This window comes from Lactobacillus delbrueckii subsp. bulgaricus, from assembly GCF_046938665.1.
In the GTDB taxonomy this organism is placed as follows: Bacteria; Bacillota; Bacilli; order Lactobacillales; family Lactobacillaceae; genus Lactobacillus; species Lactobacillus delbrueckii_C.
Genome location: NZ_JBKZCD010000012.1, coordinates 25,029 through 49,498, shown reverse-complemented (window position 1 = coordinate 49,498; position 24,470 = coordinate 25,029). Strand labels below are relative to the sequence as shown.

At 52.2% G+C, this 24,470-nt stretch carries 20 protein-coding genes and 1 tRNA gene; 2 read left to right on the top strand and 19 right to left on the bottom strand.

Annotation, left to right across the window (positions count from 1 at the left end; genetic code table 11):
• The first annotated feature begins 466 nt into the window (after positions 1-466).
• Entirely contained in the window at positions 467-3,169 is a 2,703-nt protein-coding gene (gene adhE / locus ACLUXO_RS06590) for a bifunctional acetaldehyde-CoA/alcohol dehydrogenase (RefSeq protein WP_412136849.1), read from the top strand.
• A 121-nt stretch (positions 3,170-3,290) separates the two neighbouring features.
• Here adhE and ACLUXO_RS06585 read toward each other — a convergent pair whose 3' ends face one another.
• The 5 genes from ACLUXO_RS06585 to ACLUXO_RS06565 all read right to left on the bottom strand — a co-directional run bounded on the left by ACLUXO_RS06585 (position 3,291) and on the right by ACLUXO_RS06565 (position 12,457).
• A complete protein-coding gene (locus ACLUXO_RS06585) occupies positions 3,291-4,061 on the bottom strand; it encodes a formate/nitrite transporter family protein (protein WP_412136848.1) in 771 nt (256 codons plus the stop codon).
• A gap of 199 nt (positions 4,062-4,260) precedes the next feature.
• Entirely contained in the window at positions 4,261-6,156 is a 1,896-nt protein-coding gene (locus tag ACLUXO_RS06580) for a hypothetical protein (protein ID WP_412136847.1), read from the bottom strand.
• Positions 6,143-7,987, bottom strand: coding sequence for a glycosyltransferase (locus ACLUXO_RS06575; RefSeq protein WP_412136846.1), 1,845 nt, complete (start codon positions 7,985-7,987; stop codon positions 6,143-6,145). Before ACLUXO_RS06575 ends, ACLUXO_RS06580 begins: the two co-directional genes overlap by 14 nt.
• Before the next feature lie 20 nt (positions 7,988-8,007).
• Positions 8,008-9,312 (bottom strand): nucleotide sugar dehydrogenase, encoded by a 1,305-nt coding sequence (locus ACLUXO_RS06570; protein WP_412136845.1) that lies wholly within the window; start codon positions 9,310-9,312, stop codon positions 8,008-8,010.
• 28 nt (positions 9,313-9,340) lie between these two features.
• The gene (locus ACLUXO_RS06565; RefSeq protein ID WP_412136844.1) at positions 9,341-12,457 is read right to left on the bottom strand and encodes a polysaccharide deacetylase family protein; all 3,117 of its coding nucleotides are present in this window, start codon (positions 12,455-12,457) and stop codon (positions 9,341-9,343) included.
• 265 nt (positions 12,458-12,722) lie between these two features.
• Between ACLUXO_RS06565 and ACLUXO_RS06560 the strand changes: the two genes are divergently transcribed.
• On the top strand, positions 12,723-13,343 hold the full coding sequence (locus ACLUXO_RS06560) for a DUF3862 domain-containing protein (RefSeq protein WP_412136843.1): 621 nt from the start codon (positions 12,723-12,725) through the stop codon (positions 13,341-13,343).
• 110 nt (positions 13,344-13,453) lie between these two features.
• Here ACLUXO_RS06560 and ACLUXO_RS06555 read toward each other — a convergent pair.
• From ACLUXO_RS06555 to ACLUXO_RS06490, 14 genes are all read right to left on the bottom strand, one after another.
• Positions 13,454-13,537: transfer RNA gene (locus ACLUXO_RS06555), tRNA-Leu, on the bottom strand.
• A 54-nt stretch (positions 13,538-13,591) separates the two neighbouring features.
• Positions 13,592-14,257, bottom strand: coding sequence for a biotin--[acetyl-CoA-carboxylase] ligase (locus ACLUXO_RS06550; protein ID WP_412136842.1), 666 nt, complete (start codon positions 14,255-14,257; stop codon positions 13,592-13,594).
• Between the two features lie 9 nt (positions 14,258-14,266).
• The gene (fabI, locus tag ACLUXO_RS06545; protein WP_412136841.1) at positions 14,267-15,031 is read right to left on the bottom strand and encodes an enoyl-ACP reductase FabI; all 765 of its coding nucleotides are present in this window, start codon (positions 15,029-15,031) and stop codon (positions 14,267-14,269) included.
• Positions 15,032-15,040: 9 nt separating this feature from the next.
• Positions 15,041-15,808, bottom strand: coding sequence for a carboxyltransferase subunit alpha (accA, locus tag ACLUXO_RS06540; protein ID WP_412136840.1), 768 nt, complete (start codon positions 15,806-15,808; stop codon positions 15,041-15,043).
• The gene (locus ACLUXO_RS06535) at positions 15,801-16,649 is read right to left on the bottom strand and encodes an acetyl-CoA carboxylase carboxyltransferase subunit beta (RefSeq protein ID WP_412136839.1); all 849 of its coding nucleotides are present in this window, start codon (positions 16,647-16,649) and stop codon (positions 15,801-15,803) included. The genes accA and ACLUXO_RS06535 overlap by 8 nt, the downstream gene beginning before the upstream one ends.
• A complete protein-coding gene (accC, locus tag ACLUXO_RS06530) occupies positions 16,636-18,018 on the bottom strand; it encodes an acetyl-CoA carboxylase biotin carboxylase subunit (protein ID WP_412136838.1) in 1,383 nt (460 codons plus the stop codon). Before accC ends, ACLUXO_RS06535 begins: the two co-directional genes overlap by 14 nt.
• On the bottom strand, positions 18,011-18,454 hold the full coding sequence (fabZ, locus tag ACLUXO_RS06525; RefSeq protein WP_412136837.1) for a 3-hydroxyacyl-ACP dehydratase FabZ: 444 nt from the start codon (positions 18,452-18,454) through the stop codon (positions 18,011-18,013). The genes accC and fabZ overlap by 8 nt, the downstream gene beginning before the upstream one ends.
• Position 18,455: 1 nt before the next feature.
• Positions 18,456-18,926 (bottom strand): acetyl-CoA carboxylase biotin carboxyl carrier protein, encoded by a 471-nt coding sequence (gene accB / locus ACLUXO_RS06520; RefSeq protein ID WP_412136836.1) that lies wholly within the window; start codon positions 18,924-18,926, stop codon positions 18,456-18,458.
• 2 nt (positions 18,927-18,928) lie between these two features.
• Positions 18,929-20,149: a beta-ketoacyl-ACP synthase II gene (gene fabF, locus ACLUXO_RS06515; RefSeq protein WP_412136835.1), complete on the bottom strand. Its 1,221-nt coding sequence runs from the start codon at positions 20,147-20,149 to the stop codon at positions 18,929-18,931.
• Positions 20,150-20,158: 9 nt separating this feature from the next.
• A complete protein-coding gene (locus ACLUXO_RS06510; protein ID WP_412136834.1) occupies positions 20,159-20,881 on the bottom strand; it encodes a 3-oxoacyl-ACP reductase family protein in 723 nt (240 codons plus the stop codon).
• On the bottom strand, positions 20,865-21,809 hold the full coding sequence (locus tag ACLUXO_RS06505) for an ACP S-malonyltransferase (protein ID WP_412136833.1): 945 nt from the start codon (positions 21,807-21,809) through the stop codon (positions 20,865-20,867). The genes ACLUXO_RS06510 and ACLUXO_RS06505 overlap by 17 nt, the downstream gene beginning before the upstream one ends.
• 12 nt (positions 21,810-21,821) lie before the next feature.
• Complete coding sequence (locus tag ACLUXO_RS06500; RefSeq protein WP_412136832.1) at positions 21,822-22,067, bottom strand: acyl carrier protein; 246 nt, start codon at positions 22,065-22,067, stop codon at positions 21,822-21,824.
• Positions 22,068-22,140: 73 nt separating this feature from the next.
• On the bottom strand, positions 22,141-23,100 hold the full coding sequence (locus ACLUXO_RS06495; RefSeq protein ID WP_412136831.1) for a beta-ketoacyl-ACP synthase III: 960 nt from the start codon (positions 23,098-23,100) through the stop codon (positions 22,141-22,143).
• Positions 23,101-23,383: 283 nt separating this feature from the next.
• Positions 23,384-24,457, bottom strand: a complete 1,074-nt coding sequence (locus tag ACLUXO_RS06490) for an AI-2E family transporter (protein WP_412136830.1) — start codon at positions 24,455-24,457, stop codon at positions 23,384-23,386.
• Positions 24,458-24,470 lie beyond the last annotated feature (13 nt).

Genomic DNA, 24,470 nt, shown 5'->3' with positions numbered 1-24,470 from the left:
ATATCCTACTCGCTTGTTGACTTCTTGTCAACAAGTTTTTGATATTTATTTTTGTCTTCAATTATCTTTCGTTAAGAAAGCGCTTTGTGTTTCGCTTGAAGACATTTACTACTTTACCCCCATTTTTTGTTTTCGTCAATCTTTATTTTCAATTTTCTGCTAATTTTTCTCAGCTTTCATTTGCCAGCTTTTTGCAATTCATCCCTGCTCTGTTTTTAGCCACTCCCCTTTCCCGGGTCTAGCCCAGCTTGTAAAAAGTGAAACAGTTCACTATTTTTGCTTTTTTCTGCGCTTTCATCATTCTACTCTAGCGTGATTGTAAGCATTTACACACTTTAGATTCATTGAAATTTATGGCCTTTTTTGGCTTGACAAAGAAAACAAAGGTACTATCATATTAGGTGAAAAGGTTCACAAGAAATAGTTGGACCTGAGAAAAAATGTAGTAATTTTTAGGAGAGAAAAAATGGTTGATGTAAAGAAAGTTCAGACCACTGTTACTGCTGCCAAGGAATTGTCAGCTGATGAAAAGATGGAAGAAGCCAAGCGCTATACAGGTGAATTAGTTAACAAAGCCTTGGTCGCTGAAGAAGCCTACGCGACCTACAGCCAGGAACAAGTTGACAAGATTGTCGCTGCCATGGCTTTGGCCGGCAGTGAGGCCTCCCTCGCGCTTGCTCATGAGGCAGTAGACGAAACTGGCCGCGGCGTGGTCGAAGACAAGGATACCAAGAACCGCTTCGCTACCGAAAATGTCTACAACTCAATTAAGCATGAAAAGACTGTTGGCATTATCGAAAGAAACCAGGTTGAAGGCTATATCAAAGTTGCTGCTCCTCTTGGCGTTTTAGCCGGGATCGTGCCAACCACCAACCCGACCTCAACAACCATGTTCAAGATCCTGGTAGCTTTGAAGACCAGAAACGCCATCATCTTCTCCTTCCACCCGAAGGCCCAGAAGTGTTCAATCCATGCTGCCCAGATCTTGTATGACGCAGCGCTGAAGGCCGGTGCCCCAAAGAACATCATTCAATGGATCGACAAGGCCAGCCTGGAAAACACCACCGCCTTGATCCGCAACCCAAAGATCGCTTCTATTTTGGCAACTGGTGGTCCCGGCATGGTGCACGCAGCGCTGCAATCTGGCAACCCGTCAATGGGGGTCGGGGCCGGCAACGGTGCTGTTTACATCGACCACACCGCTTTCTTAGACCGGGCTGTTGAAGACATCCTTTTGTCCAAGCGCTTTGACAACAGCATGGTTTGCGCGACTGAAAACTCAGCCATAGTTGAAGCACCAATCTACGACAAGTGGCTGCAAATGATGCAGGACAAGGGTGCCTACCTGGTTCCAAAGAAAGACTACCAAAAGCTGGCCGACTTCGTCTTCAATGACAAGCACGGGGTCAACGGTCCGGTTGCCGGGATGAGTGCCCGCTGGATTTGCGAACATGCCGGCGTTACCCTGCCTGAAGGCAAGGATGTCCTCCTCTTTGAACTTGATCCAAAGAATATTGGCGAAAAGCTGTCATCCGAAAAACTCTCCCCGCTCCTGTCAGTTTACAAGGCCAAGGACCGGGAAGATGGGATCAGAATCGTCAAAGCCCTGCTTGACTACCAAGGTGCTGGCCACAATGCCGCCATCCAAATCGGCTCCCAAAACGATCCGTTCATCGATGAATATGGCAAGGCAGTCCAAGCTTCCAGAGTCCTGGTTAACCAACCGGACGCTTTGGGCGGGATCGGCGATATCTATAGTGATGGCCTGCAGCCAAGCTTGACTTTGGGGACTGGTTCATGGGGGAAGAACTCCCTGTCTCACAACCTATCGACCAGCGACCTCTTGAACATCAAAACCATTGCCAAGCGGCGGAACCGGCCGCAATGGATCCGCCTGCCAGAAAAGATTTTTTACGAAAAAGACTCCATTACCTACCTTTCAGATGAAAATGAGCAGGACATCAAGCGGGCCTTTATCGTCGCTGACCCGGGCATGGTCAAGTTCCACTTCGTTGACAAGGTCTATGAACAGCTGGCTTTAAGAGATGAACACGTCGACACGGCCATCTACAGTGAAGTCTTGCCTGACCCGCCGCTGAGCCAGGCAATCAAGATCGCCAAGCAGATGAAGAAGTTTGCACCAGACACCATTATCGCGATCGGCGGCGGCAGCGCCCTGGACGTCTCCAAGATCGCCCGCTACATCTACGAATACAGCCTGGACCAGGAAGATGGCTGGCTGGACAACTACGACAATGTGAGCGAACTCTTCAAGGAACTGCAGCAGAAGTTTGTCGATATCAGAAAGCGGATCGTCAAATTCAAGCATGAGACCCGGACCAGTCTCGTCTGCATCCCAACCACGTCAGGGACTGGGTCAGAAGTCACCCCATACGCCGTCATCACCGACGACAAGCAGCACGTCAAGTACCCGCTGACTGACTACGAACTGACCCCGCAAGTTGCCATCGTTGACCCGGCCTTCGTCATGACCGTGCCAAAGCATACCGTGGCCTTCTCCGGCTTTGACTGCCTCTCCCACTCTTTGGAAAGCTACGTCTCTGTTGCGGCCAGCGACTTCACCCGGCCATGGTCACTCAAGGCCATCCAGTTGATCATGAACAACCTGGAAGCTTCTTACAAGTACGACCCAAAGCACCCGACTTATGAAGGAGAAAAAGCCCGGGAAAACATGCACTACGCGGCAACCTTGGCTGGGATGGCTTTTGCCAACGCCTTCTTGGGCCTCAACCACTCCATTGCCCACAAGCTGGGCGGGTCCTTCGGCTTCCCGCACGGCCTCTGCATTTCAATTGCCATGCTGCCGGTCATCAAGTTCAACGGTGCCAGCGGCAATGTCAAGCGGACGCCTTACCCAAGATATGAAGTTTACCGGGCCCAAAAAGACTATGCTGATATCGCCCGCAGCTTAGGCCTGCCAGGCAAGAGTGACGCGGAACTGGTTGATTCTCTTTGCAAGCGGATCCGGGAACTGATGAAGGCCTGCGATATTGAGCCCTCACTTTCAGCCAACGGGGTCAGCAAGGAAGCCTTTGACGCCGCCTTGCCAGCCATGATCGACCGGGTCTACGATGACCAGTGCACGGTGCAGAACCCACGCCAGCCAAGCATGGCTGAAATCAAGCAGCTCTTGCTCAGCATGTATTAAAAATACTTTCCCTGGATTTTTCCTAAAATTTTAGTCATCTGTAATCCACCAATAAAACAAAACAAGTCCTGTTTGAGTTGATCAAGCAGGACTTGTTTTTTTAAAAGGAGTTTTCAATTAATTATTGCTTATCCTTGGCAGCCAGCCAGTATGGCAAGGCTACAAAGACGATGCCGCCGACCATGTTGCCCAGGGTTACCCAGAGCAGGTTGTAGAACATGCCGCCGGCTGAAACGGCGCCCGCCCCTTGCACTGGATTCAGCAAGGCAACGATGAAGGTCGTCATGTTGGCCACGCTGTGCTCAAAGCCAGTTGAGAAGAAGGCCAAAAGGCACCAGAAGATCATGATCAGCTTAGCTGAGTCGCTCTTGGTCTGGAAGCCTGACCAAACAGCCAGGCAGACCAAGATGTTACAGAGAATGCCCCGCAAGAAAAGCTGGCCAGCTGGCGCGGCCATCTTAGCAACTGCCGCCTTGGTGAAGACAGTTGCTGTAACCGGCAGATCCAGGCCGGATTTGACAAACATCCAAGCCAAGATGCCAGCCCCCAGCAGGTTGCCCAGCCAGCAAACCAGCCAGAGAAGACCCGCTTGGCCCAGCTTGACCTTCTTTTCCAAAAGGCCCGCACTCATCACGAAGTTGTTGCCAGTAAAAAGTTCAGCTCCGGGAATGACCACCAGGCTCAAGGCAACCCCGAAGATCAGCCCCTTGATCAAGTTGGCAAAGAGGCTTGTCCCTAATTGTCCCCCAACCGTGAAGGCCAGCAAGATCCCGAAACCGATGTACATCCCTGCCAAAATAGAAAGCACGACATAGCCGGCTGGATTAGTCTTCAGCAGGTTAAATTTCTTTTGCGCCGCGCCAGCAGCCGCGGCAAATGATTCCTTATACATTATGTTACCTCTTATTCTTGTGCATGAAAGCACTTAATTCCTATAAATTATTATATGCTTTTCTTCGGGCTGTGTAAACGCTTTTCTTGATATAAATCAAATATTTTTCTAGTCAAAAATATTATCAGCAGGAATATCAATAAAACGAAGTCCCAAAGAAAAAAAGCCCAAACCCGGCAGTCATGCGGGATTGAGCTTTTTACAGATTATTAATGAACCAGTCAATGACCTTGTTCCAAAAATGCTTCCAGTGGTATGAGACCAGTTCCCAGCCGTGCAGGCGGTTGTCATAGTAGACTCTTTCCCCGTCCGGGCTGGTGATGACAAGGTCTTTGAAGGCTCCGTCATAAACGTCGTCAGCGATATTGCGCTGGCTTTGGCCAAAGCCGCCAAAAGCACTCTCCAAAGCTACTCCGCCGGCTGCTTGCTCCTTGATCTGCCGCTGGCAGAGCTTTTGGCCATTAACCGTTAAAGTTAAGCTGCTCCCTTTTACGATCAGCTCAGCTTTAACATCGCCTGGATCCTGGATCTGGATTTCCGGGACATACTCCTTTGCCCCTTCTTTGACGCTCTTAGCCTTCTGCCACTTCTTTTTAAAAGCCTTGAGCTTGTATAAAGAGGCAGTGGTGCTGTTTTGGGCAAAGCGGCCGCGGACATTCAGTTCTGAACTTAAAGCCGCCCGCTTGTCCTCGGGCACGGAGACCGGCTTGTCGTCCTCCAACTTAAACATGTCAACCTTGTATATGGTCTTGATTGCCCCGCCCTGTTTTTGCCGCAGGTAAAGAATGTTGTTTTCTAAAGACAGAGACAAGTAGCTGGAAAAATTGTGCTTGCCCGATGCGGTTCCCTGGGTTTTTAAGTAGACCGTCTGCTGGCCGATCTTGTTGCCCAAAAATTCGCAGTTCAGCTTGCAGTCGCCCACTTTCGCCTTTTTCAAAGTCAAAAGGCCATTGCTCTCCGATTCAGAAGTCAAGGCAATCAAATTCTGTTTGAATTCCGCCGCCCCTTTAACCAGCTGCCATTTCTTATAGCGGCGCTGGCTGCCCTTGACGAACTTGATCTGCTTCTGCTCTTTAGCCGGCAGGTCATCTTTAACCCGCATCAAAAGGTGGTTGGTGTACCACCAGGCCTGAGGCTGAAGGCGGGTCAAGTCATAAGGCGAGGACTTCCGGTTATTGTAGGAAAAGCCTTCCCGGTTGACGTTCAGCTTGAACATCTTTTCCAGACTGGCCGCGTTGGCACTTGAGACATTAGCATTGTCCCCATAGCGGCTGGTGTTGGAGTGCATGATGCAATAGAGGTCCGGCACTGCTCCCACCTGCTTTTTATAGACCTGGTCCATCAGCTGGTAGTCACGCTTGATCCGCTTTTGCATCTCCTTGGTAGTCTCCACCGGCATCCCGTCCTTGTCTCTGATGTAGTCCATCAGATAGTGGTTGTAATTCCGGCCAATATACTGCTTGATCTCCACAAACTCCCTGGAGTCCAGCTGGCCTAAAAAATGCTTGTAGCGGTCATAGCAGTTGATATAAGACAGGCGGTAGCCGTTGGTCCCCAGTTCCCAAAAGCCTTCTTTTTGCAATTTCCGCAAATCCTTGGCAGAGATGAATTTCTGGTCATCCCGTTTGAACTTTTCCCCGTAGGTTAAGATCGTGGCCTGGTAGTTCAATTTCTCCAGCAATTTTTCCGTAAAAAGAACCGTGTCCTTTCTCCCGTCTTCAAACATGAGAAAAAGGGCCTTTTTGGGCAGGGGCTTGCCCCGGTAATAGTAGTCTTCCAGGTCTTTTTGGCTGACCGTCACATAGCCCAGCTGCTTTAAAGCCGTCAGCTCCTCTTCCAGCCTTTGCAAGGAAATCAAGCTGTCAGTGCCTTCCCGGTCAACCCCAAAGTAGGCCAGGGAAATAAAGCCATGGTCGCGGCTGTCAACGACTTCCGGATCGTTTTTGCTGTAAGGCTGGTAGCTTTTAAAAACAAAGAGGGCCTTGACCACCATGACCGCTAAAACGATCAAGCTGACCCATTCAAAAATTGACCGGACTAATTTAACCGCGTCCTTCTTGGTCTGCAGCCAGGGCCGGCGCTTATCCTTTTTCATTTGCACCACCCTCCATCTGCGCTTGCCGCTTCAACTTCCGCTGGCCTTTTTTCTCCTCAGCAGCCACATCGCTCGGCGTCTGCCGGGTTCCCCAGGTCGACTTCCAGAAGGTAAGCCAGGCAATTGGCATCTGCCAGAGCAAGACCAGCTCGTAGTAAATGCAGAAAAGGAAGCCAAAGGTCCAGGTCGTGCTCTTTCTTAAAAGGAGCTGGGCAAAAGACATCATCAAACTCATCAATAAGAGGCCGACCAAAAAAGTCCGCGGGAAAATGTGCTGGGTCAACGGCACATAAAGCAAGTTATAAACCACCACGACCGGAGCCATGATCGGTACAATTAGGCCAATATAAAAATTGACTGCCGCGTAAGGCTCCTTGCGCCACATAAAACGGCCGGCCATCAAGGATTCTCTCAGCCAGGACCGCTTCCAGCGCATCTGCTGCTTCAAAAATACCCGGTGCTTGCGGGGAACGATGGTCGAGCAGACCGCCGTATCCTGGTAGCCGCAGCGGTGGTGGTCAAGGATAAAGTTGGTCATGGCCCGGTCATCGCCAAAAGTAGCCTTGTGGCCCAAAAAGCGCTGGTTAATCCAGCGGTCCTTGTACTTCATGACCAGGTCCCGCCGGTAGCAGGACAAGGGCCCGCTCAAGCAGGTCACCGCGTCAAAGACCCCTTCAGCCGCCTTCATGATCCGGAAGGCGATGTAGTAGCGGACCGACTGCATTTCGGTCAAGGCATTGGTGTAAGTATTAGCCACGTCACATCTGCCTGCGCAACCGCCCATCTTCGGGTCCTGGAAGGGCTGAACCAAGTTGCGGACGGCATCTGGCTCTAAGAAGGAGTCAGAGTCAACAAACATGACCAGGTCAGTATCGGTCTGCTCCACCCCCCGGACCAGGGCCGCCCTTTTGCCGGCATTTTTCTCCTGGACAAAAAGCTTCACCCGGTCATTTACCCGGTAACGGTCCCCTTCCTTGTCGTTCAGCCGCTCTAAGAGCTCATGAATTTTGGCTACTGACTGGTCGCTCGAGCAGTCGTCAACGACATAGACCTTCAGCTTGTCAACCGGATAGGCCTGGTCTAAGCAGGACAAAATCGTCCGCTGGATCCATTTTTCTTCATTAAAGCAGGGAATCACGATCGTCACCGAGGGGGTAAAGTCAGGATTGATCGGAACCGGCCGGTAGAAACTACCGAAAAGGTAGCGGGTCAGCAAAAAGGCAGCCGCGATCAAGGAATAGCTGTATAAGACCGCGTTGTATTTGAAGTAGATGACTGACTCCGCCCGCATCAAGACCACGCAGAGGCTGACAAAGGCCAGGAGGATCGCCGCGCACAGCAATAAATAGCGGTCCTTGTGCCGGTCCATATAGCTGGGCAGGGTCTGGGAAAATTCAATCCCTACTGCCTGGCTGGAGTCGACGCTGCGGACGATTTGCCCGCTGATCCTAAAGCGCATTTCGTGCCCTTCCGGCATGCTGCCGGCTGGAACTTTAAAGTTAAGGTGGACATTTTTGGCCTCTTTTAAAAGATCATAGTCCTTTTCTACAGCTAAAAGCATCCCCGTGTCCGAAATATCCCGGCACTCCCCAGTCACTTTAAAAGGCCGGCCCTGGCTCTCTGCCTTGACTTTGACTGGAAAGCGGCTAATATAGCGGACCCCTAATTCATGTTCTTTTAAAAGGGTCGTCAAGTCTTCGTCGTTAGTGTACTTGCCCCGGCGGTCAAGATTGGTCCGCTGGCCCAGAGGGTCTGGAACGTGCGGCAGCAGCCGGCGGTCGCTTTTTTCTTTTAAGAGGACTTCCTCTTCGTTTGCTTGGCCCTTAGCCATCTTGCTCACCCCTTTTTCTATTACAGGCGCCAGTAAGTCAGACCCAGCGCCTCTTCTTCTTCAGCCGGATAGAGGCCCTTGACATCAACCAGGACCCGGTCTTTTGCTGGCAGGTCTTTTTGGTAAAAGCTATTTAGGTCCAGCCTTTTAAATTCATCATGGGCCACGGCAATGACCAGGCCGTCAAGGTCCTTCATCTCGCTCATCTCCGTTAATTCAATCCCGTACTTTTGCTTGATATCCCGGGGATTTGCATGCGGATCGGCCACTAAAACCCGGACGCCGTATTCTTCCAGGCCCTTGACAATGTCAGCCGCCTTGCTGTTTCTGGCATCAGCCACGTTTTCTTTAAAAGTGATCCCCAAAAGGCCAAGCCGGGCGCCTTTGACCGGCCGGCCAGTTAATGCCAGCAATTTGATGATTTTCTCTACCAAAAAGCCGGCTACCCGGTTGTTAATCTCCCGGCTCATCCGCAAAAGGCTGGCATCGGCATTGACTCTTTCCGCCTGCTGGATCAAATAGTAGGGATCCACCCCGATGCAGTGGCCGCCAACCAGGCCCGGCTGAAAGCCCAAAGCATTCCACTTGCTGTTCATCCCCTTAAGGACTTCCTGGGTATCCAGACCCAATTTGTCAAAAATCGCCGCGCATTCATTCATAAAAGCGATATTGACATCCCTTTGGCTGTTTTCCGTCACCTTGATAGCTTCAGCCGCCTTGATCGAGGAAACCGGCACCGTCTCTTCGATGACCAGGTCATAAACCGCCGTGACCGTCTGGCAGGTCTCCCGGTCCATGCCGGAAACGATCTTTTTGATATTGGTCAAGTGGTGCTGGCGGTCACCGGGATTGATTCTTTCCGGGGAATAAGCAATTTTGAAGTCTTGGCCAATTTTCAGCCCGCTCATTTTTTCCAGGATCGGCCCGCAAAAGTCTTCCGTCATCCCCGGGTAAACAGTCGATTCATAAACAACGACTGCTCCCCTTTGCAAATTCCGGCCCACAGTCTGGCTGGCCCCCTTTAAAGGACGGAGGTCAGGCTCATTGTCCGCAAAAACCGGCGTCGGGACCGCGATGATCACAAAGTCAGCTTCCTTGATCCGCCGCTCATCGCTGGTAAAATCGATCCCGCTTTGACTGACGTCACCCATGGAATGGGTCGGGTCAAGCCCCTTCCGGTAAGCATTCAGCTTGTCTTCATTAATGTCAAAGCCGATCACCGGCACCTTTTTCGCAAATTCCACGGCCAGGGGCAGGCCGACATAACCCAGGCCTACCACGCAGAGCTTGCCCTGCTCTTTGGTCAGTTTATCAAAAATTTTCATTTCCTTAATCCTCCTCTTTTATCTCTTTTTAATTGCTTGCTTTTGCTCTTTGCCGGGAATAAGCCGCCGTATACTGGTCAACCCGGGCAAAGCTGTAGCCCGCTTTTTTCCAAACAGGAATCATAATGTCCAAAACCTGGGCGGTATACTTGGCGTTTTCCAGCATGTGCATGACAATCACGCTGCCGTTTGTGACCTTGTAGTCATTGTCATCCTTGCTCGACCCGTATTTCAGATCATGCAAGTACTTCTGGAAGCTGGTCTGTTCATAGTCATTGGTTGAAACGTCGCCAGATACCGCGTACTGAAAGCCCACATCAAAGGCTGCCTCCAGGCCCTTTTTGGAAACTTCCAAAGTCGGCGGCCGGAAATCCAGAGAGAGGGCCTTTTTCCCGCCAACTTGGACATCACCGACATACTTATTCAGCTTCTGGTAAGACTTAGCCAGGTCTTTCCGCATGGCCGCGGTCTCCTTGGCCGTCAAATTATGATAGGCACCCTTTTTCCTGGTCGCCAGAGGCACGTGAGAGTTAGAGTGGCTGGCGATTTCATGACCATCAGCCGCGATTGCCCGCAGCAGGTTGGGATTTTTGTCCACGTTTTCGGTCAAGACGAAGAAAGTTGCCTTGACGTGGTGCTTTTTCAAGACATACAGGAGCTTATTAATGGATTCATCGCTGCCCCAGTCGTCAAAAGTCAAAAAGAGGACGCGGTCGTTAGTCAAGCGGCCAACTTGGTCTAGGCGGTTAGTTTCCCAGTAGTCAAAGCCCGGCATCTTGACCGGGGAAGTGACGAAATTGCTGCCAACATAGTGCTGCTCCATATAAGCAAACTCCCGCCAGTAGGGCTTGAGCTTGGTCAAGTTCCGCTTGCTGGCGTCTACCAGCTTGCTCTTTTGTTTGTTAAAGCTATAGCAGGCTTTCGAAGACTTAAGCTGGCTGACCGTTTTCAATTTGTAGCAACTTGCAGCTTCTATCTTTTTCCCCCGGGGATGATAGGCAATAGCATCCAGCTTGTCTTTAAGCAGGTCTTGCACCATCTGTCCCATGACGGTTTTCTCCCCTTTTTGCCGGACCTGGTCCGCCTCATAGTAGCCCAGGTTAATTCCTTCAATTGCTCCCCGGCTGAAGCGGAGTCTGGAGACGGCCTGGCGGTTTTTAGCCAGGCTGGAAAAAGTGCTGGCCTGGCTTTTGGCCTTGATCAAAGCCTGTTTAGGGGCAATAGCCGTCAAGCCTGCCGCCTTGACAGCTTCTAAGACTCCGGCCTTGGGCATTTTGCCAGAAACCACTACTAATTTTGGCTGGTAATTAAAGCGCCACTGGCAGTATTCCAGGCAGTTGTGCAAGTACTGGCTACTGCCTTTGAAAGTAGCTGGAAAAGCCTTGCTCTCTTGGTAGACCAAGGCCAGTTCATGACCTTCTTTTAAGAGCCTTTCAATGGTCAAGCCTTCTGCTTGGAGTTCGCCAAAAGAAGCCGCAAAGGTCGCGGCCCCATCCCGGTCCTTGACGATCTGCCCCACTTCCAGGTCAACCGCTGAGTGGCTGAGATTGGTCAAGAGCAGGGACAGGGCTGGTTCTGTTGTCAAAACTTGCGTAAGCGCCGGCTCTTTTTGCCCCTGGTTATCCTTGCGCATTTTGGCTATCTCTTGCTTGCTGAGGGCCTTGATGGCCGGATTTTTGACTAAGCTAGCCAGGGTCGTGAAAGAGTAGCCGGCCTTTTTGCCTTTCTTGGCAAAAGCCGCCATTTTGCCGGCTTCGCCAGCCTTGAAGAAGACAAAGCGGCCAGGCTTTAGTTCTTTAGCTGAATTTTCAGCAACCGGGGCCAAGTCCGTCTGCCAGCAGGCCCGTCTGACGGCGCTGGTCTGGTCACTCTTTTTCAAGACATAAGCAGCGGGTTTAGTAATTTTCGTAAGCCGCTCTTGCCCCTTTTTCAAGGTCTGGTAGGCTGTCCAATTGCTTTTTAAAGCGGTCTGGCTGGACAGCTGCAGGTCATAGCCGTCTTCCTTGATCTGCTTAATCAATGCATCCGGCGTTTTTTCATCGCTTAAAAAAGTTGCTGGAATTCCTACTTTAAGCAATTCTTTTTTAAACTTCCGGTAGCTGCTCTCCTCATGCAGCGGACCAATCACCAAGGCTGCTTCCTGCTTGTTGGTCAAAGAATAGCGGTAAAGCGTGGCCTGCTGGTCATCATCGGCCAGTTGCTCCTTGATATAGCTGGCGGACTTTACCGGCTTGAGCTTGCTTAAAGGCTGGCAGGGAATTTTTTCTGCTTGCAAATCTTGCAAAAGCAGGCGGACGACCTGGACAATTTCCAACTCCTTCTTGGCTTTTTTCTGCTGGTCAGCCAGCTGGGCCTGCTTGTCCAAGGCCGGTTTAGCCACCTTGACGGCTGGCTCCTGGTGAACGGGCTCCTTTAAGCCGGCCAGGTTGACCACAATGATCCGCTGGCCGGACAGTTGCTGGACATAGTTTTTAACATCGCTGGCTTTGGTAAAAGTCTGCCGGTCAAGCACATCCGCATTTTCTGGGCAGACCAGGCCTTCATAGCCGCAAGCCGCGGCCGTTTTAGCCAGGTAGTCGGCCTTGCCAGGCAGATAAAGCAGCTTGACCTCCTGCCGGCTTTCAGCTTCCAGGCTCTTTTTGGCCAATTGCAGCTTAGGCAGTAAGTCTTCCGCCGCCTGGCTGCCTTCTGTTCCCAAGATGCCGCTTCCAATCAGCTGCTGGCGGCTTTTCACCAGGTCTTTGATCAGCACGTCGTTTTCCCGGGCCCGGGCGGCTGGCAGGGCGAAAGATGCGGTAAGGCCAGCTTTTTTGAGGTAGCCTAGAATCTTTTCATTGCTTTCCTGGCTGTCGGTTAAACCGGCGAAGACTAAAGCCACTGACCTTTGCTTCGCCCCCTTTTGGCTGGTCAGGAGGTCAGCTGGCTCAGCCGCGGCATATTTGGCCAGCAGCTTGGTGGAAGCCTTCCCGCTTTTCAATTCTTTTGTGCCATCAACTTTTACGTCAACCTGCCGGCTAAGGCGGGCTACTTGCACTGCCCGGTAGGTCAGCCAGCCGGCTGAAAGCAAGGCAAGGGCAATGACGACAGTCACGATCCCCCAGCCGGTCTTGTCCAGCTTTTTCCTTTTTCTTTCTTCTTTGCGCATTTTTCAATCTCCCCTTTTATTTTTTGAAAAAATTGCAATTGCGTCATTTTATAAGTAATTTGCACTTATCTAACTTTATTTTAATCCAGCTCGGATCATTGACAAAGCGCTAACAGGCAAAACGTCATTTTCATTCAAAATATATTTATTTCCTTCGAGTTATCAAAAAGGTCTTTTAAGAATTACTTGCCGGCGTGGACAAGACCGCTCTTAATGCCTAAAATAAAAGGGATGAAAATTCTAGAACAAAAAAATGGAGGATGTCATGAAAAAGAAAGTTCTCTTGATTGCTTTTGCGGCCCTGGCTCTGACTGCCTGCTCCAGCAAAAAGACCACGACTGACAGCGAAAGCGCTAAGAAGGCCGCGAGCTCAATTTCCAGCTCCAATGTCGTCAAGCAGACCAGCAACAAGATCAATCTCACTAATTACAAGAAGATCAAGGTCGTTGAAAAGACCGGGTCTACTCCCAGCCAGGTAACTGACCTCCTGGGCCGGGAGGCTGACGCCAAGAGCAAGGCCAAAACCAGCAAGCTCAAAGCCACCATCTACACTTGGGAAGGGGTCCAAAACGGCAGTGCCGGCTCCAACCTGGCCGTTGAATTCGCCAACGGGGTGGCTATCGCCAAGCAAATTTCCGGCCTGGTCGTCAACCGGTCCAAGCAAATTACACCCAAAGACTACAAGTCCCTCAAAAAGGGGATGACCCAAGAGGAAGTCGAAGCCATTGTCGGCAAGCCTAACGGCTACTCAGAATCTGACTATTCTAATTCTGACGTGGTCCTCTGGCTCTACACCAGCGGCCTGAAGAGCGACGGCCAGGCCAACTTCTACGTTACCTTCCAGAAGAACAAGCTGGTCGCCAAAAAAGCCCAGAACTTTAACTAAAGCAAAAGAGCTCCCGGATTCCGGGAGCTCTTTTTTGACCTAAGAAATAAGCTGGAGATAGAAAATAAAAAATAAAACAAAAAAGCAAGCATTTCTGCTTGCTTAAGTCATGCCCACTAAAGGAGTCGAACCTTCACTCTGTTGCCAGAACAGCGACCTGAACGCTGCGCGTCTGCCAATTCCGCCAAGTGGGCTTTCCGATGACAATATTTATAATAGCAAAAGTTTTCGGAAAAGGGAAGGGCTTTTTACAAAAAACTTGTCTTAATTACTTCCCCGCTGGACCAGGCCCTGATCTTCCCGCCTTTTTCCAGCAAAAGCCGGCCCTGGTCATCAAAGCCGGCGCAAGTGCCGGAGATGGTCCGCCCAGCAATTTTCAAAGTAACCCTCCTGCCAGTCAAGATGCTCAATTCCCGGTAGCGGGGCAGGCAATCCTGCCAGCTGGCAGCCCGGCAGATCACACAGGCCAAATCATCTGCCAAAAGCGGATCAAAATCCCCCGCTTCCAGCAAGCGGGTTGCTTGGGGCAGGCTGGCCGGAAGTTTCGCGCCCAAGTTGAGGCCCAGGCCAACGACTATCCCGCCTGCCACCTGCTCAGTCAAGATGCCGGCAACTTTTTTCCCTTGATAAAAAAGATCATTGGGCCACTTGAGGCCAATTTCTAAGCCGTACCTGGCCCGCAGAAAGTCAGCTACCGCCGTCCCAACCACCAGAGTCAGCAAGGGATTCTCTTGCTTTTCCAGGCAAACTGACAGGTAAAGGCCATTTTTCGGTGAATAAAAGGGCCGCCCCTGCTTGCCGTAGCCCTGCGTCTGCTCTAAAGCAGTAACGGCAAAAGGCGGCTTTTTCTTTTTCAGCAGCTCTTTAGCCAAGTCTTGCGTTGAAGGCAGGACCGGGTAGCAGTAAATCTCCATCGCGGCCTCCTAGGAGAGGTGAACGCCCTTGTCAACGTAGATGATGTCGCCAGTTAGGCCAGTTGACAGGTCACTGAGCAGGAAGGCGCAGCAGTTACCCAGTTCTTCCAGGCTGACATTGACCCCATCAACCGTCAAGGACCGGGACTGCTCCAAGAGATCCTTGTGCCCGCCAATCCCTGTCACGGCCAATGTCTTCATGGCTCCGGCAGAAATCGCGTTAACCCGGCTGCCAGTCTTGCCCAGATCCCGGGCCAGGTAACGGACGGAACTTTCCAAAGCTGCCTTGGCAATCCCCATGGTGTTGTAATTGGTGATGGCTCTTTCCGACCCGATAAAAGTCAAGGTAACAATTGAGGCCTTAGGAGCCAAAAGTTCCTTTTCCTGGGCAGCCTTAGCCACGGCGATCAAGGAGTAGCTGGAAATATTTTGGGCAGTCAGGTAGCCTTCCCGGCTGGAATTGAGGATGGACCCTTCCAGCTCATTTTTCGGGGCAAAAGCTACCGCGTGAACCAGGCCGTCGATCTGGCCGAACTTTTCCTTCACTTGGTCAAAAGCCGCGTCAATGCTCTCATCGCTGGCCACATCACATTCAACCATTTCTTCTTCTGCCAGACCCAGCTTGAGCAGGCTCTTTTCCAGGCGGTCATTTTGGTAACTGTAGACCACTTCCCCGCCCTGGGCCTTGATTTGCTCAGCGCAGCCCCAGGCAATGGACCGCTTGTTGGCCACGCCCATTACCAAAAACTTTTTTCCAGCTAAAATTCCTGCCATCTTCTTCACCTAAAACTTTCTGAAACGTTCATAGCGCCGGTTAAGCAGACTGCTGACCGGCAGCTTTTGCAATTTTGCTAATTCTTCTTCCAAGACCCGGGCAATTTCCCGGCATTGGGCTGCCTTGCTGCCTTCTTGCTTGATCACGCCTTCGATTACCTGCCCCTTAAGCAGGGATTCCGGCGTCAGGCCCAAAAGCTCTGCTGCTTCAGCCGCCCGGCCTGCGTCCTTCCACAGGATGGAAGCAAAGCCTTCCGGAGACAGGACTGAATACATGGAGTTTTCCATCATCCAGACCTCATCCCCGCAAGCCAAAGCCAGGGCCCCGCCAGAGCCGCCTTCACCGAAAATCACGCTGATAATTGGCGTTTCGGCCTGGCCAATATCCGTCAAGCACTGGGCAATCACCTGCCCCTGGCCGGCATATTCAGCCTCTTTGCCGGGAAAGGCCCCGGCCGTATCGATAAAAAGGAGAACCGGCCGCTTAAAGCGGGCCGCGTCTTTGACCAAGCGGGCCGCCTTCCGGTAGCCGGCTGGTTCCGCCTGGCCAAAGTGCTTGGCCAGGCGCTCTTCCAGCTTATGTCCCCGGCTGGTGGTGATCACGGTCACTGGCTGACCGGCAAACAGGCCGATCCCCCCAACGATGGCCGGGTCATCCGCCCCCTGCCGGTCCCCATGCAGCTCCACAAAGTCACTGAACAAGTGCGCCCGCAGATAGTGAGCCGACAATTTGTCACTGGCCCGGGCGGCCCGGACCGTTTCCATAGCATCAGTCATCCTGCATCCCTCCATACTTTAACAGCCAGGCCAGGGCCTCTTTTTCCTCCTGCCGCAAAACGATCCGGTCGATAAAGCCATGCTTTAAGACCGTTTCTGCCCGCTGGGCATCTTTTGGCAGCTGCTCATGGATGGTCTGCTCAATCACCCGGCGGCCGGCAAAGGCCACCATGGCGTGAGCTTCAGCCAAGGTAATGTCGCCTTCACTGGCAAAGCTGGCCGTCACCCCGCCGGTAGTCGGGTCGGTCAAAACGACCAGGTATAAAAGGCCCGCCGCCTTGTGCCGGTTAACCGCGTTGACCACTTTAGCCATCTGCATCAAAGAGTAGATCCCTTCCTGCATCCGGGCCCCGCCGCTGGCCGTAAAGACCACGACCGGCAGCCGCTTTTCAGTAGCTGCTTCAATGAGCCGGGTCAGCTTTTCCCCGGTCATCTGGCCTAAAGAACCCATGATAAAAAAAGGATCCATGATGGCCAGGGCTGTCTCTTGCCCGCCAATTTTGGCCAGGCCGGTCCAAACCGCTTCATTTAAGCCGGTCTTTTTCTTTCCAGTGGCAACTTTCGCCTCATAATTGGGAAAATGGAGGGGATCGCTGGGCTGAATATCCTTAAACCACTCCTCGCTTTCCTCGCAGAGCCAGGCCAGGCGTTCCCTGGCGGTCAAGCGGAAGCCGTAATCGCAGTCCGGGCAGGTCTTGTACTTGTCCAGGCGGCTGGCGAAAAATTCCAGCCCGCAATTCGGACATCGCTGCATCAAACCACTCGGCACCAGGTCTTCTGCCCTTTTATTAGCCTTGACATGCCGCTCAGAGATCGTGTTTCTTTTTTTAAACAGCCTCATGCTTGTCTACCTGCTCCTTCCAGCGGGGCAAAAATTCCCTCTCTAAATAAGTATTGGTGAAAGTCCCCTGCTTAAATTCCGGATCAGCCAGAATGGCCAGGTGGAAGTCCTGGTTGGTCTTGACCCCCCGAATCACCAGCTCCTTTAAAAGCCGCTGCATCCGGGCGACTGCTTCTTGCCGGCTGCTGCCCAAGGCGATGATTTTAGCCAGCATGGAATCGTAAAATGGCGAAACCACCATGCCCTGGTAAAGGGCGGAATCAATCCGCATGCCCGGGTTGCCGACTGGCAAAAAGAGGTAGTCAACCTGGCCGGTTGACGGCATGAAGTCCCGGCTGCAATCTTCCGCATTGATCCGGCATTCAATAGCGTGGCCCTTAAAGGCTAAGTCGGCCTGCTTAAAAGGCAGCTTTTCCCCGGCCGCGACCAGGATCTGGGCCTTGACCAGGTCAACGCCGGTAACCATTTCCGTCACTGTGTGTTCTACCTGCAGGCGGGTGTTCATTTCCATAAAGTAGAAATTATGGTCCTGGTCCATCAAAAATTCAATCGTCCCCGTATTCAGATAGTCAGCGGCTTCGGCAGCCCGGACAGCAATCTGGCCCAGTTTTTCCCGCTCGCTTTCACTGATCAGCTCACAAGGGCTCTCCTCAATGACCTTCTGCTTGCGCCGCTGCAGGCTGCAGTCTCTTTCCGGGAAGTAGACGCAATTGCCAAAGCGGTCCCGGATGACCTGGACTTCGATGTGCTTGACATTGGTCAAGACCTTTTCCAGATACATCTGGTCATTGCCAAAATCCAGCCGGGCTTCATTTTGGGCCAGGCTAAAAGCATCTGCCATTTCACCAGGCTCTTTAACCTGCCGGATCCCCTTGCCGCCCCCGCCGGCCGCGGCCTTCAATAAGACTGGATAGCCGACTTCAGCAGCAACCTTTTTTGCCTCTTCCGGTGACTTGATAAAGTCCTTACTGCCCGGGGTAACCGGCACCTTATGCTTGATCATCAGCTGACGGGCATGTTCCTTATTGCCCATCTGGTCAATGGTTTCCGCCTTTGGCCCGATAAAGGTCAAACCGCAGGCCGCGCAAAGGCTGGCAAATTCCGCGCTTTCTGACAAAAAGCCATAGCCCGGGTGGATGGCCTGGGCCCCGGTCCCGGTGGCCGCTGAGATAATATTTTTAATGTTCAAGTAGGAGTCGCTGGGGCGGCTTCCCCCCACGCAGACCGCTTCATCGGCCAGCTGGACGTGGAGGCTGTCCCGGTCAGCTACTGAGTAGATAGCGACGGACTTGATGCCCATTTCCTTAAGGGTCCGGATGATCCGGACCGCGGCTTCGCCCCGGTTGGCAACTAAAACTTTGTCAAACATTTTTCTCACCTGAAATCATGAAGGTCAATTCCGCCGTACAGGCCTTCTTCCCGTCGACCCAGGCAATTCCCTGCCCCAGGCCGATATGGCCCTTGACCTTTTCCAAAGTCACTTCCAGCTTGACCTGGTCGCCGGGCTTGACCATCTGGCGGAACTTAGCGTTTTTGATACCGCCAAAATAGACCGTCTGCCCCTTGAAGCAGTCGGCGCTTAACAGGGCCACGGCTCCGGTTTGGGCCAGGGATTCCACGAGCAAGACCCCGGGCAGGACAGGATTTCCCGGGAAATGTCCCTGGAAAACCGCCTCATTATTGGTCACGTTGCGGATGGCCACGGCGCTTTCGCCGGGAACCAGGTCGATGACCTTGTCAATCAAAAGCATGGGATAGCGGTGGGGAATAATTTCTTGTATTTGGCTGGAATCCAATACAGTCATGCTAGGCCTCCTCAATCAAAAAGAGCGTTTGCTCACATTCGACCAGGTCTTCGTTTTCCACGCAGACCTCCTTGACGGTGCCGGTGACATCACTCTTGATCTCCGTCATCATCTTCATGGCTTCCACGATGCAGACGGTCTGCCCGGCTTTGACCTGGTCGCCGGCCTGCACAAAAGCTGGCTTGTCCGGAGCCGGCTGCAAGTAAATCGTCCCCACCAGGGGCGACTTGACAGCATGACCGGATGCAGCTTTTTCTGCTTGAACAATCTCTGGCGCTTCCACTTTTTCGCTTGGCAAAAGCAGACTTTCAGCTTTTTGGGCTGGTAAAACTTGGCCTGCTTCTGCCTCTGTCTTTTGCGTGTATTCGTTCTTGCTCAGAAAAAGCTCTGAACCGTCCAAATTCAGCTTCATTTCCCGGATGCTGGACTTTTCAAACTTGTCCAGCAGTCTTTCAACATCTGTAATTTCCAAAATCAAGCCCACTTTCTAAAAGCTAATACGGCATTGTGACCGCCAAAGCCAAAGGAATTGCTCAAAGCGTACTCAATATCTTGCTCTTGCCCGCCTTTTTTGACCAGCTTGACCGGGCATTCCGGATCCTGGGCAAAGCAGCCGACATTAGCTGGCAAAATGCCTTTTTCCAGGCTGGCGCAGGTAATGACGGCTTCAACTGCTCCGGCGGCCCCTAAGAGGTGGCCGGTCATCCCCTTGGTTGAGGAAACCAGGACCTGGTCGCCAAAGACTTCCTTAATTGCCTTGGCTTCCCCGCTGTCATTGGCCTTAGTCGCCGTCCCATGGGCATTGATATAGCCGACTTGGTCTGGCTTGATGCCAGCTTCTTCAACCGCCAGCCGCATGGCTCTAGCCGCTCCTTCACCTTGAGGATCAGGACTGGTGATGTGGTAGGCATCGCTGGTTGCCCCGTAGCCGACTACTTCAGCCAGAATCTTGGCTCCCCGCTTTTGGGCATGGTCCAGACTTTCCAGAATCAAGGCCCCAGCCCCTTCGCCTAAGACAAAACCGTGGCGATTTTGGTCAAAGGGCAAAGATGCCTCTAAAGGGTCACTGCTGGTTGACAGGGCGGTAAGAGCCGCAAAACCGGAAATGGCCGTTTCATTGACGCTGGCTTCGCTGGCACCGGTGATCATGACCTCAGCCCGGCCTTCCTTGATCTGCCGGTAGGCTTCCCCGATGGAGTTGGTCCCACTGGCGCAGGCCGTGACGATGGAAGTGGAGATATTTTTGGCATTGAAGCGGATGGAAATATTGCCCGCCGCCATGTTGGCAATGGCCATCGGAATAAAGAAAGGTGAAATCCGCTTTGGCCCCTTGTCATGCATCTTGATGACCTGCTCTTCAATCGTGGTCAGGCCCCCGATCCCTGAGCCAAAAATTACGCCCAGCTCTTCTGGCTTCACCGTTTCCGGAGTGAGGCCAGCCATCTCGTAAGCTTCCTGGCAGGCCTGGATGGCGTATTGGGAATACAGGTCCATCCGCTTGCCGTTTTTCTTGCCGACAACCTGGCTGACGTCAAAATCATCGATTTCCCCGGCCACGCTGATACCGGTCTCACTGGCATCAAACTTCTTGATCGGCTTGATACCGACCACGCCATTTAAAGTATTTTCAACAAAAGCCTGGCAGCCATTGCCGTTCGGGCTGACTGCCCCCATGCCTGTAACTACTACTCGCATATCTTCTCCTTAAATGGTCATTCCCCCGTCAACAACCAGGGTCTGGCCGGTAACATAGTCGTTTTCCGCCAAAAAGACTGCCGCCTGGGCAACTTCTTCTGCCTTGCCAAAGCGGGCCAAAGGAATTTGGCTAAGTGCCTGCTCTTTGACCTCAGCTGGCAGGACAGCAGTCATTTGGCTGGCAATCATCCCCGGCGCGATCGCGTTCACGCGGACGCCGCGCCCGGCCGCTTCCTTAGCCGCGGTCTGGGTCAAGGCAATTACGCCGGCTTTTGAAGCCGCGTAGTTAGCCTGGCCGGCGTTGCCATGCAGGCCAACGATGCTGGCCATATTGATGATGGCTCCGGACCGCTTTTTCAGCATTTTCTTCAAGGCCTTCTGGGTCAGCATAAAGCTTGACCGCAAGTTGACCTTGATCACCTGGTCAAAGTCCGCCAGCTTCATCCCGATCATAATCTGGTCTTTGGTAATGCCGGCATTGTTGACCAGGATGTCAATCTCGCCAATTTCTTTAAAAAGCTGCTTGACCGCGCCTTCGTCACTGACGTCAGCGGAAAAATACTGGTAGTCTGCCCCGATTTCTTCCAGCTGGCCAGCGATTTCCTCCGGCAATTCCGGCCGCCGGCCATTTAAGAGCACTTGGCAGCCCTTTTGCGCAAAAGCTAAGGCAGTTGCTGCCCCGATTCCTTGTGTTGACCCGGTCACCAGGACCCGCTTATTTTGTAAATCCATTCTGCTCCTCCTCTACAAACTGCTGGTATTCAGCCAGACTCCCGACCTGCCAGGTCTTGAGGCTCTTGTCTGCCTGCTTGGCAAAAGCTGACAGGGCGTGGCCTGGGCCGATTTCCAAGCTGGCCGTCATGCCTAAGTCCAGCAGGCCTTTGACGCAAGCGTCAAAGTGAGTTGGCACCATCAGCTGAACTTCCAGGATTTTGGCCAGATCTTCCTTGGCAAAAGGCTGGCAAGTAGTATTGCTGATGACTGGGTAAGTTCCAGCAGCAAAAGTTTCACCCTTCAGCCGCTGGCCCATTTTCCGGCTGGCTGTCTGGTAAAGGGAAGTGTGGAAAGCTCCGGCAACATCCAAGGGAATTGCTCTTTTGGCCAGCTTGCGGTCAGCAATTTCTTGGCTCAGTTCTGGCAAAAACTGCTTTTCTCCGGCAAGAACGACCTGCTTAGGTGAATTGTAGTTGGCCAGGTAGACTGCTTGGCCAGCTGCCTGCTTTGCTTGCAAAAAGTCTTCCAGGCCCGGAAGATCCGGCTTGGTCAAGGCCAGCATCCCGCTGGCCGTCTTTTCTGAATCAAGCTGCATGTATTCCCCCCGGTCGGCGACCAGGGCCAGGCCGGCTGGCCAGGTTAAACAGCCGCTGGCTAAAAGGGCCCCGTATTCGCCTAAGGAGAGGCCGGCCAGGCCGCAAATCGGCAGGTCAGTGTCCCGGTTCAGCATTTGCCAGATCCCATATTCAAAGGCCACCAAAGCCGGCTGCACATACTTGGTTTCATCCAGCTGGCCGCGGTCGTTTTTCCAGATTTCCGGCAAGTCTAAGCCGCATGCCTGGCTGGCCTGGTCAATTGTTTCCTTAAACAAGGGGTCACTTAGAAAATCCAGGCCCATCCCGGCCTGCTGGGCCCCTTGGCCGGCAAAGAGAATTCCGAATTTCATGGTCTGGTCCTGTTAGTCCTTTTCCGCCAGCTGCTTTTGCACCAAAGCTACCACGTCGGCAACCGTCTTGGTGTTTTCGTCAGCGTCCAGTTCGATGTCGTATTCGTCTTCCAGTTCGTTGACGATTTCAAACAAGTCCAGGCTGTCTGCTTCCAAGTCATCCTTGATGTTGGCTTCCATGGTCACTTGGTCTTCTTCAACATCCAATTCTTCAATGGCAATCTTCTTTACAGTTTCAAAAATTTCTGCTTCTGACATGTGTCTGCTCCTTTTAAAAAAATAAAAACTAAAAGTAAAAATCAAATCTAACTTATCTAAAACACCAATATTCTTATAGTCTGACCAGCTGGGCGGCCGCGGTTAAGCCCCCGCCAAAGCCGGCCAAGACGACCAGGTCGCCCGCTTGCACCTGCCCCTCTTCGGCCAGCTCGGCCAAAAGAATGGCTTCACTGGCGGCTGAGGTATTGCCGTATTCGGCAATATTGCAGGGGAACTTTTCCTCTGGCAGATCCAGCCTTTTGGCTACCTGCTTGATGATCCGGTAGTTGGCCTGGTGCAAAAGGAAAAGGTCGACTTCCGCTAAAGCCACGCCTACTTCTGCTAAACAGGCGGTGATTACTTCGGGCACCTTGTGGGTGGCGAACTTGTAAACCTCCCGCCCGTTCATCTTGAAGGGGGCCAGGCCCGTTACCGGGCCGGGAAAGGGCTGCGGGCTAGTCTGGCCAGCTGACAGGTACTTGGCCAAGTGGCCGTAGCTTTTCAGCTGGCTAGCCAAGAAATGCGGCTCAAGGGCGTCATTTTTGACCAAGACTCCGCCGGCGCCATCCCCGAAGAGGACGGCCGTCGTCCGGTCCTGCCAGTCAACCAGCTTGGACAGGGTTTCCGCCCCGATGACCAGGGCCATCCCGCCTGGCCGCCGCAGCATTTTTTCCGCCACGTCTAAAGCATGGACGAAACCGGAACAGGCAGCTGACAGGTCAAAGCAGGCCGCGTTTTCTGCCCCAACCGCTGCTTGAACCAGGGCCGCCGTGGCCGGGGTGTAGGCATCCGGAGACATGGTCGCGACAATGATCAAGTCCACTTCTGCCGGATCCTCGCCAGCCAGGAGCTGCTTGGCCACCTGGCTGGCCAGGTCCGAGGTGTTTTCCTGTTGACTGATCCGCCGGCTGGAAATCCCGGTCCGGGTCTTGATCCACTCGTCACTGGTCTCCATGATCTGGCTTAAGTCGTCGTTGCTGACCACGAATTCGGGCAGGTAACGGCTGCTTTTTGCAATTCTGGCGTAAGGCAAGGCAAACCCCTTTCCTGTTCAAAACTATAATTTTATCGACATGTACAAAGTATAGTCCTCGCCTAAAAAATGTCAATACTATTCGTGTATTGTATAGTCTACAAAAGCCCTATAAAGCTAGTATTCATAAAGCTTTTTAGATAGCAAAAAACTTTTTATTTTTTTGCGTACCTGGCCCATGTATAGCTTTTTCTTTTTTATTTTTTGCTGGCAAAAAGAAACAGACCCAGAGACATTTGCTCCGAGTCTGTCGACTAAGTTATTATTTTTTAAAAATTTTATGCTATTTTTCCAGCCGCTTTTGCTCTATCCGCTTCCTGGCCTCCTGCAGCTTCTCCTGCTTGCTGTTGATGTTTTTGACCCCCAGGATATCTAGGAAGAAAGTAAAGATCGGGACACTGACGATCAAGCCCCAGGTGCCGAAGAAGTGCTCGCCAAAGAGCAGGACCACGAAGGTGTAGAAGATCGGCAATTCCGTCTTGCTGGACATGAATTTCGGGTTCAAGATATAGGTTTCCAGGGTGTGCAGGACAGCGATCATGATCAAAATGTAGATCACGTCCTGGATCCCGCCGACCGTGTAAGCCACCAGAGACAGAGGGATTAGGGAAATGATCACCCCGGCTACCGGGACCAGGCTGCAGATAAAGACCATAAGGCCCAGGGCAAAAATCTGCGGCATCTTCATGATGGCCAGGCAGACAATGGTCAAAGCCGTGTTACAGATGGCAATCAAGAACTGGGCTTCTAGCACCACCCCGAAGGTATTGGTGAACTTGCGGCCAAAGTAGGCAATGTCTGCAAAAAGCCAGCCAAAGAGGCCGGACTTCAAAAAAGACTGGCTGAAAGTCTGCATTTCTTTTAACTCAATCGTGTAAAAGAAGCTCAAGACCAGGGCCATGACAAAAGACATGGTGACTGACCCGAAACCCTTCAAGGCCGCCGTCAGCGCCGTTAAGCTGCTCTTGACCTGGCTGGAAATCGTTTTTTCAGAGACATACTTGTGCAGCTGGGTCATCAGCCAGCCCACGTCATTGGTCTGGTAAAAATCGATCACCGACTTGGTCATCTTGGTCACCTGCTTGATTAAAACCGGGACATAGTAGCGCAAGGCAAAATAAAGCAGGACGACGATTAAAAGATAAGTCAAAGCGACAATCAATTTGTCAGAAACATGCTTGAATTTCCCCTGGACGAACTTGACCAGGTGAACGATTAAGTAGGTGAAGATAAAGGTGAGCAGGATCGTGTTCATCATCGCCCGCACATAGTACAGGGCCAGAATGATCATGACCAGGACCGTTGCCCGCCGCAAGTGAATGTTGTTTTTAAATCTGTTCCATAAACTGGCTTCCATAGTGCCTTCCCCA

Coding starts and splice junctions, on each gene's coding strand:
- fabI (WP_412136841.1), bottom strand. CDS start 15,031: ATGGCAGGAATTTTAGCTGGAAAAAAGTTTTTGGTAATGGGCGTGGCC.
- adhE (WP_412136849.1), top strand. CDS start 467: ATGGTTGATGTAAAGAAAGTTCAGACCACTGTTACTGCTGCCAAGGAA.
- accA (WP_412136840.1), bottom strand. CDS start 15,808: ATGACTGATGCTATGGAAACGGTCCGGGCCGCCCGGGCCAGTGACAAA.
- ACLUXO_RS06490 (WP_412136830.1), bottom strand. CDS start 24,457: ATGGAAGCCAGTTTATGGAACAGATTTAAAAACAACATTCACTTGCGG.
- ACLUXO_RS06535 (WP_412136839.1), bottom strand. CDS start 16,649: ATGAGGCTGTTTAAAAAAAGAAACACGATCTCTGAGCGGCATGTCAAG.
- fabF (WP_412136835.1), bottom strand. CDS start 20,149: ATGCGAGTAGTAGTTACAGGCATGGGGGCAGTCAGCCCGAACGGCAAT.
- accC (WP_412136838.1), bottom strand. CDS start 18,018: ATGTTTGACAAAGTTTTAGTTGCCAACCGGGGCGAAGCCGCGGTCCGG.
- ACLUXO_RS06550 (WP_412136842.1), bottom strand. CDS start 14,257: ATGGAGATTTACTGCTACCCGGTCCTGCCTTCAACGCAAGACTTGGCT.
- fabZ (WP_412136837.1), bottom strand. CDS start 18,454: ATGACTGTATTGGATTCCAGCCAAATACAAGAAATTATTCCCCACCGC.
- ACLUXO_RS06570 (WP_412136845.1), bottom strand. CDS start 9,312: ATGAAAATTTTTGATAAACTGACCAAAGAGCAGGGCAAGCTCTGCGTG.
- ACLUXO_RS06510 (WP_412136834.1), bottom strand. CDS start 20,881: ATGGATTTACAAAATAAGCGGGTCCTGGTGACCGGGTCAACACAAGGA.
- ACLUXO_RS06575 (WP_412136846.1), bottom strand. CDS start 7,987: ATGGCTAAGGGCCAAGCAAACGAAGAGGAAGTCCTCTTAAAAGAAAAA.
- ACLUXO_RS06585 (WP_412136848.1), bottom strand. CDS start 4,061: ATGTATAAGGAATCATTTGCCGCGGCTGCTGGCGCGGCGCAAAAGAAA.
- ACLUXO_RS06500 (WP_412136832.1), bottom strand. CDS start 22,067: ATGTCAGAAGCAGAAATTTTTGAAACTGTAAAGAAGATTGCCATTGAA.
- ACLUXO_RS06565 (WP_412136844.1), bottom strand. CDS start 12,457: ATGCGCAAAGAAGAAAGAAAAAGGAAAAAGCTGGACAAGACCGGCTGG.
- ACLUXO_RS06580 (WP_412136847.1), bottom strand. CDS start 6,156: ATGAAAAAGGATAAGCGCCGGCCCTGGCTGCAGACCAAGAAGGACGCG.
- ACLUXO_RS06560 (WP_412136843.1), top strand. CDS start 12,723: ATGAAAAAGAAAGTTCTCTTGATTGCTTTTGCGGCCCTGGCTCTGACT.
- ACLUXO_RS06505 (WP_412136833.1), bottom strand. CDS start 21,809: ATGAAATTCGGAATTCTCTTTGCCGGCCAAGGGGCCCAGCAGGCCGGG.